Below are 11,761 nucleotides of genomic sequence, written 5' to 3' on the forward strand. Positions count from 1 at the left end.
CACTCATGCCAAACCTGCTCCCGGGCCCCCTGGTGCTGTTCATCAGCGCCGGCCTGACCATACTGTTTACCGCCCTGTGTGCCAGCCTGATCCTGCTGGTTTCTCTGGCCAAACTGCTGCTGCCCGTGCCGGCCTTTGGTCGCGCCTGCAGCCGGCTCAACAATCGCTTCATGGGCCTGTGGCTCGGTTGCAACGCCCTGGTGATCCGCCTCACTACCCGCATCGACTGGCAGATTGAGGACAATACCCGGCTGCGCAAGGATGGCTGGTATCTCATTATCAGCAACCACATGAGCTGGACCGATATCGTGGTGCTCGGCCACCTGTTTCGCAATCGGCTGCCGGTGCCCAAGTTCTTCATGAAGCACGAGCTCATTTACATCCCGCTGCTGGGGCTCGCCTGCTGGGGGCTGGACATGCCCTTTATGCGCCGCTATTCGAGAGAGTTTCTGTTAAGAAATCCGCATCTGCGGGGCAAGGATATCGAGACCACCCGCAACGCCTGCGAGAAGTTTCGCCACATACCCACCACCGTCATCAACTTCGTGGAGGGGACCCGCTTCACCGATCAGAAGCGCGAGGCCGCCCGCTCCCGCTATCGCCATCTCATGCCCCCCAAGGCGGCAGGACTCGCCTTCACCCTGGCAGCCATGGGCGATCAGTTCGACAGCCTGATCAACGTCACCATCAGCTACCCGGACAACCCCGACACCCCCTTCAAGGATTTCCTGATGGGGAAGATGAAGCGCATCCGGGTGCGGATCGAGGAGCTGCCGGTGGACGAGCAACTGGTGGGGGACTACTTCAACGACAAGCAGTTCAAACGCGGTTTCCAGGAGTGGCTGAACGCACGCTGGAAGGAAAAAGACGACGTGCTGGCGCAGTGGCAGGCGGCCGATGCGGCGGCTCAGACCGATCCGCAGGCAGCCAAGGCGAGCGCCGAGGCCAGCTCGGGCAGCTGATCCTCGCTGAACACCGCGATGCCATGGCGGCGCAGCAGGGCGGTGGTCTTGCCCTCGCCCGCCACCGAGACCCCTTCGAAGCGGCCGTTGTAGATACGGCCGCTGCCGCAGGAGGGGCTCCCCTCTTTCAGCAGGGCGAAGCGAATGCCCTGCTGCTGGCAGAGCGCCAGCGCCAGGGCGGCGCCGCGATCGAACTCGGTCGTCACATCCAGCCCGCTTTCGGTGACTACAGACTCACCCTGCCGCTCGGCGGGTGGTCGCGGGGTCGGCAGCCCCCCCGCCACCTCGGGACAGAAGGCCAGCACCCGCCCCTCGGCGCCCAACTCGGCCAGCCAGTCGCTGATGATGCCCTTGCTGCGGCCGTCGTAGCGCACCGGCTGGCCCAGTAGACAGGAGCTGACTAAGATTTTTTCCTTCACACCTGTGCCTTATGAATTTTATTAAAGCCAACCCACCCGGTACTTTTTGCTGTTTCAACAATGAAATCCATATCTATTAGATCGCCATCGGGCAGTAGCTCTTCACTAATTTCTATAGAGCCATAAAAGCACTGTTCATGGTCTGCCCATCCGACAGCAGCAAGAGTGTAAACTTGCATTCCTTCATGCAAACGAAGCCCTGAAAATGGTGCGAAAGGCAAGTTAAGCTCTTTGGAACCACTGCAAAAACAGGTCTTATCTACATCCCGCACAATTAATGAAAGCTTCACTTTGTAATTCATAGCAATAGCGCTCTCTTCATGCCTCAGCCCCGTTCATCACCTGATCGAACATCACGCAGCAGGGGCTCTCCAGCCGGTAGAGAATGGCGGGCCGCTGCTTGCCGGTACGCTTGCGGCCGGTGTCCGTCAGGATGTCGGCCCGGTGGATCCGCTTGCGAAACGCCGCCGTGTTCATGGGGGTCTGCAGGATGATCTCGAAGGCGCGCTGCACCTCGGAGAGGGTGAACTCCGACCCCAGCAGGTGCAGCGGCAAGGTGCTGTAACGGCTCTTGATGCGCAGCCGCTCCAGCCCCATGGCGATGAGCTGGGGATGGTCGAAGGCGAGTTGCAGGTTGGGCAGGTCATCCAGAGGGTGCCAGCAGCCGCGCACGGCGCCGGCCTCGGGCTCCGCCAGGCACAGGTAGACGAGGGTGGTGGACCAACCCCGGGGATCCCGCTCCAGGTTGCCGAGGGTGCAGACCTGCTCGCTGTAGCACTGCGCCAGCCCCCACTGCGCCAGCAGGCGGTGGCGGGCGGCATCCAGATCCCGATCCCGGGTCTCGTCGATGCGCAGGGCCGGCAGCTGCCAGCAGTGGGCAAAGGGGGGGCGATCCCGGGTTTCGAGGAGCAGTTCGAGCCGCTCCTCGCGCAACCGCAGCACCACCATATCCAGACTCATTCTCGGCATCCTGGTCGACCTGCTCGCCTTCTAATAATGTTTGGTAGATAATATCACAAGAATATTATGTGCAGGAGTCACCCATGGGAACCATCGCCAGCCTGGATATTGATGCGCAGAAGGGGTTTACTCCGCTCTGTCCGAACGAGCTGCCCGTCGCAGGCGGGGATGATATTGTGGCGGCGCTCAACGCCCAGGCCGCCCTCGCCACCCTGCGAGTCGGCAGCAAGGACGCCCACCCCGCGAACGCTGCCTGGGTCGTGAGCGAGCCGGCCGCCATGCTGCAACCGCTGGATCTGCCCAACGCCGACCTCACCTGGCCGGCCCATTGCGTGCCGGGCACCCCTGGCTTCGAGCTGCTCGACGGCCTGCCCGCCCCCATCGACTACGACTTCTTCGTCTGGAAGGGGGTCGAGCCGGATCTGCACCCCTATGGCGCCTGCTACCACGACCTCGCCGAGCGTCGCAGCACCGGGCTCATCGAGTTCCTGCAGGCCCGCGGCGTCGCGACCGTGCTGGTCGGCGGCCTCGCCACCGACTACTGCGTCAAGACCAGCGTGCTGCAACTGCTCCGCGCCGGCTTCCGGGTCATCGTCCACCTCGATGCCTGCCGCGGCATCGCCCCCGAGACGATCGCCCAGGCCCGTGCCCAGATGATCGAGGCCGGCGCCGAGCTGGCCCAGACCCTGGCCGATGTACAACGCCTGCTGGACGCCTGATATGCCCCCGATCCTCAACAGCCTGCTCGACACCGATGCCTACAAGCTGCACATGCAGCAGGCTGTGTTCCATCGCTACCCGGATGCCGAGGTGGTGGCCGAATTCCACAGCCGCAACGAAGAGGATCTGCTGCCCATGATGGGCGAGATCGAGGAGCAGCTGCGCCTCGCCGGCTCCCTGCGGCTGACCCGACCCGAGCTCGATTTTCTGGCCGAGCGCCCCTTCTTCACCCCGGATTATCTGGATCACCTGCGCCGCAAGCCGCTGGATGCCTCCCTGCTCAAGGTGTTCGAGCAGGATGGCCGCATCAATGTGCGGGTCGAAGGGCCCTGGCAGGACGTCATCCTGTGGGAGATCCCGGTGCTCGCCATCATCAGCGAGATGCGCAACCGCTTCCGCTACCCCCAGTTCGGCGTCAGCCAGGCACTGGAGCGGCTCGACCAGAAGATCGACAAGCTGGAACGGGAGCTGAGCCGGGAGGAGATGACCGAGTTCAACCTCATCGACTTCGGCACCCGCCGCCGCTTCTCCCATGCGGTGCAGGATGCCGTGGTGGGCCGCCTCCAGGATCGGCTGCCGGCGTTTCGCGGCACCAGCAACTACCAGCTGGCCCAGAAATACCGGCTGCCGGCGGTGGGCACCCAGGCCCACGAGTGGTTCCAGGCTCACCAGCAACTCGGCTTCCCGCTGGAACTCAGCCAGCGCGCGGCCCTCACCAGCTGGCTGGACGAGTTCACCAACCACCTCGGCATCGCCCTGACCGACTGCATCACCATGGATGCCTTCCTGCGCGACTTCGACTTCGAGCTGGCGAGCCGATATCAGGGGTTGCGCCACGACTCCGGTGACCCCGTGGTCTGGGGCGAGAAGGCCATCAGCCACTACCAGCGCCTCGGTATCGATCCCGCCACCAAGACGCTGGTCTTCTCCGACGGCCTCGACCTCGACAAGGCAGTCCGGCTGTTCCGCCACTTCAGTGGTCGCATCAACACCAGCTTCGGCATCGGCACCAAGCTCACCTGCGATCTGCCAGGCGTCACCCCGATGAACATCGTCTTCAAGCTGATGGAGTGCAACGGCGGCCCGGTCGCCAAGATCTCCGACAGCCCGGGCAAGACCCTGTGCCGGGACGCGGACTTCATCCGCAACCTCAAGCAGGCCTTCCACGTCGGGGTATAAGACGCCTTTTTGAGTGTCCCATCTTGCGCACTGCGCCGATGGCCCCCTACCATGACTCACCTGAAAGGTCCGGCCCCCGTCGGACCTTTCGCTTGTTCGAACGCCAGACCACAAGGAACCACTCATGACCTCCAGATGGATATTCGCCCTCACCACCCTGCTCGCCAGCCTGAGCGCCGTCGCCGCCGAACCGCTGCGGGTCTCCGCCATCCCGGACGAAGCCCCCACCGAGCTGCAGCGCAAGTTTGCCCCCCTGGGTGACTACCTGGCCGAGAAAACAGGCCGCGAGGTGGTGTTCGTGCCGGTCAACGACTACGCCGCCGTGGTCGAGGCGCTGGCCGCCGGCAAGCTGGACATGGCCTGGCTCGGGGGCTTCACCTATGTGCAGGCACACCGCCGTGCCGACAAGGTGGTACCCCTGGTGCAGCGTCAGGAAGATGCCCAGTTCACCTCCAAGTTCATCGCCAATGCCGACAGCGGCATCAAGACCCTGGCCGACACCAAGGGCAAGGACTTCGCGTTCGGCTCCCCCTCCTCCACCTCCGGTCACCTGATGCCACGCCACTTCCTGGCCGAGCAGGGCATCAACCCGGAACGTGACTTCGCCCACGTCGCCTTCTCCGGCGCCCACGACGCCACCGTCGCCTGGGTCGCCTCCGGCAAGGTGCCGGCCGGTGCGCTCAACGCCTCCGTGTGGGAGAAACTGGTGGAAGAGGGCAAGGTCGACACCACCAAGGTCAAGGTGATCTGGACCACCCCGACCTACTTTGACTACAACTGGACAGTACGCGGTGATATGGATCCGGCCCTGCAAGAGAAGATCAAGCAAGCCTTCCTCAGCCTGGATCCGGCGGTGCCCGCCCAGGCCGAGATCCTCAAGCTGCAACGCGCTACCCGCTTCATCGAGACCAAGCCCGAGAATTACCTGGGCATCGAAGCCGCCGCCACCCAGGCCGGCCTGCTGAAGTGATCGCCGTCGCGCTGGACGGGGAAGGATTGCGGCTCGGCCAGAGCCGCATCCTGCAGCCGTTCAACCTGCAGATAACGGCAGGCGAGTGCGTGGCCATCATAGGGCCGAGCGGCGCGGGCAAGACCAGCCTGCTGCGGCTGCTCGGCACCGAGCTGCGCGGCGAAGGCAGGCTCACCCTCTGGGACCAGGATCCCTGGACCCTCTCCACCCGGGACCGCCAGCGGCTGCGCAGCCGGATCGGCATGGTCTGGCAGCAACCGCCGCTGCCCGCCTCCCAGCAGGTGGTGACCGCCGTGCTGGCCGGCCGGCTCGGTCAGTGGTCCCTCGGCCGTTCCTTACTCTCCCTGCTGCGCCCCTGCGACCCCGAAGGCGCGCTAGCCGAGCTGGCGCGCCTCGGCCTCGCCGACAAGTGGCAACAGCGCTGCGGCGAGCTCTCCGGTGGCCAGTTGCAGCGGGTCGGCATCGCACGGGTGCTCTATCAGCAGCCGGATCTGATCCTGGCGGACGAGCCCGTCTCCGCCCTCGATCCCGTGCTCGCCCAAGGCAGCCTGGATGCCCTGCTGGCACAGGCCCGCGCCCGGGGCAGCACACTCATCGCCAACCTGCATGCGGTCGAGCTGGCGCTCGGCCGTTTCCCCCGCATCATCGGCCTGCGGGAGGGGCGAGTGCTGTTCGACTGTCCGGCGGCGGCCGTCACCCCGGCCATGCTGGCCGAGCTCTACGCCGGTGATGACGAGGCGGCGGCGTGTTCAATTTGACTAGCCGCTGGCGCCATCCCCTGCCCTGGTTGCTGCTGCTCATCGGCTACAGCCTGTGGCAACAGGCCGACGGCTGGCTCGGCCTGTTCGACGGCCAGAGCTGGCGGCAGATGGGCAACTTCCTCGCCACCAGCTGGCCGCCCCGCATGGATCGGGACTTCCTCGTCCTGACCCTGACCGCGACCCTGGAGAGTCTGGCGGTGGCGACATTGGGACTGGCGGGCGCCCTGCTGCTCGGCGTGCCGTTCGCCCTGCTCGGCTCCCGCGCCCTGTCGCTGGCCGAACTGGGGCCGGTGCCCAGCCCGCTGCGCGGCGCCTTGCGGGCCCTCTCGCGCCTCGTCGCCATCGTGCTGCGCAGCCTGCCCGAGCTCATCTGGGCGCTGCTGTTCGTGCGTCTGTCGGGGCTCGGGCCGCTCGCCGCCATCCTGGCCATCGCCGTCAGCTACGGCGGCATGCTGGCCAAGGTCTACAACGAGATCATGGAGAGCGGTGCCCTGCAACCGGCCCGCGCCCTGCTGCTGGGCGGTAGCGGCCGGCTGCAGGCGCTCTGGTACGGCGTGCTGCCTGCGGTGCGTCAGGAACTGCTCTCCTACACCGTCTACCGCTGGGAGTGCGCCCTGCGCGCCTCCGTCATCATGGGCTTCGTCGGCGCCGGCGGGCTCGGTCAGCAGCTCGAACTCTCCCTGCGCATGTTTGCCGGTGGCGAGGTGGTGACCCTGCTGCTGGCCTTCATCCTGCTGGTGACGCTCGCGGATGGCCTCAGCGCCTGGCTGCGCCACAGCCGCTCCCCCGGCCTGCTGTTGCTGATCTGCCTGGGGCTGGCCGCTGTCCTCGCGCTGTATCAGCTCGACTGGCGCATGCTGAGCTTCTCACTGGGGGGCCTGGGCACCTTCCTGGGAGAGTTTTTGCGACCGGACTGGTCATGGCCCTTCCTCAAGACAGTGGCTATGGGCCTGCTCGATACGGTGCAGATGGCGCTGCTAAGCACCCTCTTCAGCGCCCTGCTGGCCCTGCCGCTGGCCTGCCTCGCGCGCCACTGCTGGCCGCTGCGGCTGCTGTTCAACCTGCTGCGCTCCGTGCCCGAACTCATCTTCGCCAGCCTGCTGGTGATCGCGGTCGGACTGGGGCCGGTGGCGGGCATACTGGCGCTGACCCTGCACACCACCGGGGTGCTGGCGCGGTTGTTCGTGGAGACCCTGGAGAACGCGGATCCCGCCCCTCGCCTCGCCTTGCAGCTGAGCGGGGCCGGCCCTACGGCCTGCTTCTGGTACGGGGTGTTCCCCCTGGTGGCGCGCCAGTGGCTGGCCTACAGCCTCTATCGCGGCGAGATGAACCTGAGGGCCGCCACCATACTCGGCGTGGTTGGCGCCGGCGGCCTGGGACAGCAGCTCTATGTCTCGCTCAGCCTGTTCCGCTACGACCAGACCGCCACCCTGCTGCTGGCCATACTGCTGCTGGTCTGGCTGGCGGAGGCCCTCAGCCGCCGCACCCGTTTGCCTCGCCCGGCCCCCAGCCAGCGGGATTGCCAGATCTGAGGCCCGCCTTGCATGGCCCTGATAAACAAAAAGCCCGCCGGTTTGCACCGGCGGGCTTTTTTTCACGAGGTCAGTCTGGATCAGTCTTTCTTCGCCAGCAGGAATTGCACCAGCTGGTTGAACTGTTCCTGGGAGGTGATGGATTCGATTTTCACCATGTACTTGCCGTTCACCAGGAAGGCCGGCACGCCGCGCACGTTGTAGCTCTCGGTGTTGCGGTCGAACTGGGAGACCATGCCGGAGACGGCGAAGCTGTCGACAGCACCGTCGAACTCCTCAGCCGGCACGCCATTGTCCACGAAAACCTGCTTCACGTCGGCGCGGCTCTGGGGGATCTGGCGCTGGGTGTGGATCTTGTCGAAGATGGCCGGGGTCAGCTTGCCTTCCACGTTCAGCAGATTGGCGACGGCGTAGGCACGCTGCATCTCGGGGCCCATTTCACGGCCCAGGAAGGCCACCGGGTTCTTCTTCATCGGCACGCCTTCCGGCAGGCTCTTCTTCAGATCCTCGGCAATCGGCTCGAACTTGGCGCAGTGCGGGCAGAAATAGGAGAAGAACTCCATCACTTCCGGCTGGGCGCTGCCGGTCTGGCTGACCACGTCATAGTTGACACCTTCCTTGAATTGCGGGGCGGCGTGAACCATGGGGATCATCAGCATGGCAGCGAGGAAAAATAGTACTTTTTTCATGACGTTTCCTGTTAAGGGATCACTGTGAGGCACGCCCGGCGAACCGAAGCAGTCCAAGCCTATTGCCTCACCCTCGTGCCGTCAATGGCAAAGGCAGACAGGCGGGACCGCCATCCCGCCTCCCACGGGCACCTTGCCGCTGTGGCAATGGTACGGGCGACACCACCAACGAACGCCCCGTGGCGTGGCGATCTGCCGGGTTCGCGCCCCTACCACTGCGGCATCAGGCTGAGCGGCGGGGCCTTCAATGCCTCGAGCTGATCATGCAGGGTCGCAATCTGCTGGCGCCAGTAGTGTTCGGTGTTGAACCAGGAGAAGTGGCGGGGGAAGGCGGGATCTTCCCAGCGTCTTGCCAGCCAGGCCATGTAGTGGACGATGCGCATGGCGCGCAGCGGCTCGATGAGCGCCAGCTCCCGCGGGTCGAACTCCATGAACTCCTCATACCCCGCCAGCAGGGTATCGAGCTGGATCTGCTGCTCATGACGCTCCCCGTTCAGCATCATCCAGAGATCCTGGATGGCAGGGCCGGTGCGGCAATCGTCGAGGTCGACAAACAGGGGGCCGTCACGCCACAGGATGTTGCCCGGGTGGCAGTCCCCATGCAGGGAGATGCGCGCCACATCCAGGGTCATGGCGTCGCATACGTGCCGGATCAGCTCGTCCAGCACCCCGAAGAAGGACTTGGCCAGCCCGCTCGGCAACCACTCGCCTGCCGCCAGCAACTGACGCGGCTCGTGCAGCATGCTCTCCACATCCAGCGGAACCCGGTGATGAAAGGCATGGCTGGCACCGACGCTGTGGATGCGACCGAGGTAACGCCCCACCCACTCCAGCTGGTCCAGGTTGTCCACCTCGAACTGACGCCCCCCGACGCTCTGCCAGATGGCAAACGGGTAGCCCTGATGCTCCAGCAGGGTCTCGCCGGCAAAGGCAATGGGAGCGGCGACCGGGATCTCAGCTTCACAGAGGCGCGCAGCAAACGCGTGCTCTTCCAGGATCTGGGCCCGGCTCCAGCGACCGGGGCGGTAGAACTTCACCACGTAGCGACGGCGATCCTCATCCTGGAACTGATAGACGCGGTTCTCGTAACTGTTGAGCTCGATAAGGCCGGAGTCGATGCGCAAGCCGCTGAGATCGATGGCATCCATGATGAGATCGGGATTGAGGTCGGAATAGTTGAAACGCATGTCATCCACCATAGAAAAGGGGCGCTGTTGCGCCCCATTCTATCACCACTGTCTGCCGTTGCCGTGCAGGCGGTGCGCCTTGCCGTCACAACCTGCTGATAAACTTGCTCGGTTGGCGCAAGGTCCCCTTGCTGTCATCCGGCGCCGCGCCTTCCCGCTTGAGCACGAACTGTACGTCCAGAGTGGGGCGCTTCAGGTTGAAGGGATCCACCGCCAGGCTCACCGGCAGGGTATAGATCTCGCCCGCCTTCAGGGTCACCTCGCGGGGTCCGAACCACTGGTACTCCGGCAGCCCTTCCACGTCCAGCCGGTAGGTCTGGGAGTTCAGGGTCTTGTTGAGGATCTTCAGGGTATAGGTGTTCTCGATGAGCCCCTCGCTGTTTTCCCGGAACAGCTGGTTGCGATCCCGCAGGATGTCGAGCCCCATGGGCATGATGGACATGGCGTTATAGACGAAGACCCCCAGCATGACGACCATCACCAGGCCATAGCCAATCAGCTTGGGCCGCGCCACCTGGGTTTCACTGTGGGCCAGCTTGTGCTCGGTGGTGTAACTGATGAGCCCTTTCGGATACCCCATCCGCTCCATGGTCTGGTCGCAGGCGTCGACACAGGCGCCGCAGTTGATGCACTCGTACTGCAGACCGTCACGGATGTCGATACCGGTCGGGCAAACCTGCACGCAGAGGTCGCAGTCGATGCAGTCCCCCAGCCCCAGAGCCTTGGGATCGGCCTTGCGACCACGGGCGCCGCGGGTCTCGCCACGCTGGCTGTCATAGCCGACGATGTAGGTGTCCTTGTCGAACATGGCGGACTGGAAGCGGGCATAGGGGCACATGTGGATACACATGATGGCGCGCATCCAGCCGGCGTTGCCATAGGTGCAGGCGGCAAAGAACAGCACCCAGAAGATGACCCAGCCTCCCGCCTGCAGGGTGAAGAAATCGGGTACCAGGTGGAAGACATCCTGGAAGTAGGCGACGAAGGTCAGCCCCGTGCCCAGCGACAGCAGGATCCAGGCCAGGTGCTTGGCGCCCTTACGGGCCAGCTTCTCGCCGCTCCAGGGCGCCGCATCCAGCTTGCGACGCTTGTTGGCGGCCCCTTCCAGCTTCTCCTCGAACCAGATGAACAGGAAGGTCCACACCGTCTGGGGACAGAGGTAGCCGCACCAGACCCGGCCCAGGAAGGTGGTCACAAAGAAGAGGGCGAAGGCCGCGATCATGAAGACCCAGGCCAGCAGGGTGAGATCCTGCGGCCAGATGGTGGCACCGAAGATATGGAACTGCTGGTGCTCCAGATCGAACAGCACCGCCTGACGGCCGTCATAACGCAGCCAGGGCAGGAGGACAAAGAGCGCGACGAAGAACCAGCCCATGGCCTTGCGCACCCGCTGCCAGTAGCCGGTCTGGGAGCGGACATAGATGCGGTTGCCGGGGTTGAACCTGTCATCTCCCGCCTTGAAGGTGTTGGGATTGAAGGTCCCGGTGACGTCACCGGTCACATCCTTGATGTCGATCTTGTCCTTGTCGGCCATTGCAACACATCGCTCCACTCATATTGTTATGAAAGCGATTATATCTTAAACAACCTGCTAATTGTGTGGGTTAAATGTATCTATAGTTCGAGTCCCGTCGCAATTTCAGGCAACAAAAAAGGCCCATAGCCAGTTGACTATGCGCCTTTTCACAGATTCTCTTGAAACCTTTCTCTGATGGCGATGTGACGCCCGGATTACTTGATGCCGCGGGCCTTGAGCAGGGCTTCCTTGAAGTCGGGCACGTGATCCTTGGCCAGCCCCGGGATCATCGCCTGCTTGTCGGATTCCCGCATCTTGAGGTGGTAGATCAGCATGTCGTCGGTCAGTGCGGACAGCGGACCGTCAAATCCCGCTTCCTCGGCCAGTTTGGCAACAAACTGCACCAGGCTGAGATCCTGCTCCTTGATCCAGGCAGGCTGCAGCAGTTCCAGCAGCTCTTCGATACGATGACATTGCATAGACGACCTCTTTAATCTGTCTTGTGAAACTCAGGCAACCTTACCCATCAAGGCTACTTCGATACGATCCCGGCCATTATGCTTGGCCTGATAGAGCGCCGCATCCGCTTTCTGGATAAGCTCGGCAATGGAGTGATGCTGATCCGGCACCAGGGTCGCCACCCCGAAGCTGCAACTGACCCGCCCCGAGACCCGGGATTTGTGGTGGGGAATGCCGAGGGCTCGCAACGAGGTACGCACCTGCTCGGCGATCTGCATGGCCCCCTGCAAGGTGGTCGCGAATTCAACTCCGAAGTGCAACACCCGCCAAATCAAGCAACCTGTCGTAGTTCATCAAACACGATCTGCGGTTGCCTGAAATCCAAACATTTGCGCGGTCTAAGGTTG

13 protein-coding genes and 1 pseudogene are annotated in these 11,761 nt (G+C 63.8%); 6 read left to right on the forward strand and 8 right to left on the reverse strand.

Going from position 1 to position 11,761, the window contains the following annotated elements; translation table 11 throughout:
* Nucleotides 1-5: 5 nt before the first annotated feature.
* Nucleotides 6-962 carry an acyltransferase gene (locus PG883_RS06920; RefSeq protein ID WP_045522722.1) on the forward strand — a complete coding sequence of 319 codons (957 nt, stop codon included), beginning with the start codon at nucleotides 6-8 and terminating at the stop codon, nucleotides 960-962.
* Here PG883_RS06920 and PG883_RS06925 read toward each other — a convergent pair.
* Genes PG883_RS06925 through PG883_RS06935 form a run of 3 tightly spaced genes read right to left on the reverse strand, consistent with a single transcriptional unit; the run spans nucleotide 908 to nucleotide 2,350 of the window.
* Nucleotides 908-1,381, reverse strand: coding sequence for a DUF523 domain-containing protein (locus PG883_RS06925; RefSeq protein ID WP_143236903.1), 474 nt, complete (start codon nucleotides 1,379-1,381; stop codon nucleotides 908-910). The two genes, PG883_RS06920 and PG883_RS06925, sit on opposite strands and share 55 nt — an antisense overlap.
* Complete coding sequence (locus tag PG883_RS06930; RefSeq protein ID WP_143236902.1) at nucleotides 1,378-1,683, reverse strand: hypothetical protein; 306 nt, start codon at nucleotides 1,681-1,683, stop codon at nucleotides 1,378-1,380. Before PG883_RS06930 ends, PG883_RS06925 begins: the two co-directional genes overlap by 4 nt.
* Before the next feature lie 16 nt (nucleotides 1,684-1,699).
* Nucleotides 1,700-2,350 (reverse strand): NUDIX hydrolase, encoded by a 651-nt coding sequence (locus PG883_RS06935; RefSeq protein WP_104454977.1) that lies wholly within the window; start codon nucleotides 2,348-2,350, stop codon nucleotides 1,700-1,702.
* Nucleotides 2,351-2,424: 74 nt separating this feature from the next.
* Between PG883_RS06935 and PG883_RS06940 the strand changes: the two genes are divergently transcribed.
* The 5 genes from PG883_RS06940 (at nucleotide 2,425) to phnE (ending at nucleotide 7,503) form a co-directional block, all read left to right on the forward strand.
* A complete protein-coding gene (locus PG883_RS06940) occupies nucleotides 2,425-3,060 on the forward strand; it encodes a nicotinamidase (RefSeq protein ID WP_043153394.1) in 636 nt (211 codons plus the stop codon).
* Between the two features lies 1 nt (nucleotide 3,061).
* Nucleotides 3,062-4,240 (forward strand): nicotinate phosphoribosyltransferase, encoded by a 1,179-nt coding sequence (pncB, locus tag PG883_RS06945; RefSeq protein WP_104452104.1) that lies wholly within the window; start codon nucleotides 3,062-3,064, stop codon nucleotides 4,238-4,240.
* Between the two features lie 124 nt (nucleotides 4,241-4,364).
* Nucleotides 4,365-5,210, forward strand: coding sequence for a putative selenate ABC transporter substrate-binding protein (locus PG883_RS06950; RefSeq protein WP_043153390.1), 846 nt, complete (start codon nucleotides 4,365-4,367; stop codon nucleotides 5,208-5,210).
* On the forward strand, nucleotides 5,207-5,968 hold the full coding sequence (locus PG883_RS06955; RefSeq protein ID WP_043153387.1) for a phosphonate ABC transporter ATP-binding protein: 762 nt from the start codon (nucleotides 5,207-5,209) through the stop codon (nucleotides 5,966-5,968). The genes PG883_RS06950 and PG883_RS06955 overlap by 4 nt, the downstream gene beginning before the upstream one ends.
* On the forward strand, nucleotides 5,956-7,503 hold the full coding sequence (gene phnE, locus PG883_RS06960; protein WP_109112443.1) for a phosphonate ABC transporter, permease protein PhnE: 1,548 nt from the start codon (nucleotides 5,956-5,958) through the stop codon (nucleotides 7,501-7,503). The genes PG883_RS06955 and phnE overlap by 13 nt, the downstream gene beginning before the upstream one ends.
* Nucleotides 7,504-7,583: 80 nt before the next feature.
* Here the strand turns inward: phnE and PG883_RS06965 are convergent, their stop codons facing one another.
* From PG883_RS06965 to PG883_RS06985, 5 genes and pseudogenes are all read right to left on the reverse strand, one after another.
* On the reverse strand, nucleotides 7,584-8,192 hold the full coding sequence (locus PG883_RS06965) for a thiol:disulfide interchange protein DsbA/DsbL (protein WP_043153379.1): 609 nt from the start codon (nucleotides 8,190-8,192) through the stop codon (nucleotides 7,584-7,586).
* Nucleotides 8,193-8,401: 209 nt separating this feature from the next.
* On the reverse strand, nucleotides 8,402-9,391 hold the full coding sequence (locus PG883_RS06970; RefSeq protein ID WP_039039688.1) for a serine/threonine protein kinase: 990 nt from the start codon (nucleotides 9,389-9,391) through the stop codon (nucleotides 8,402-8,404).
* Between the two features lie 73 nt (nucleotides 9,392-9,464).
* Nucleotides 9,465-10,913 (reverse strand): cytochrome c oxidase accessory protein CcoG, encoded by a 1,449-nt coding sequence (gene ccoG / locus PG883_RS06975; protein ID WP_010676097.1) that lies wholly within the window; start codon nucleotides 10,911-10,913, stop codon nucleotides 9,465-9,467.
* A 197-nt stretch (nucleotides 10,914-11,110) separates the two neighbouring features.
* On the reverse strand, nucleotides 11,111-11,374 hold the full coding sequence (locus tag PG883_RS06980; RefSeq protein WP_010676098.1) for a YihD family protein: 264 nt from the start codon (nucleotides 11,372-11,374) through the stop codon (nucleotides 11,111-11,113).
* Between the two features lie 30 nt (nucleotides 11,375-11,404).
* Nucleotides 11,405-11,665, reverse strand: a pseudogene (locus PG883_RS06985) (diguanylate cyclase domain-containing protein); the annotation flags it as partial.
* Between the last annotated feature and the right edge of the window lie 96 nt (nucleotides 11,666-11,761).

This window comes from Aeromonas sp. QDB25 (genome assembly GCF_027707725.1).
GTDB classification, from domain to species: Bacteria; Pseudomonadota; Gammaproteobacteria; order Enterobacterales; family Aeromonadaceae; genus Aeromonas; species Aeromonas caviae.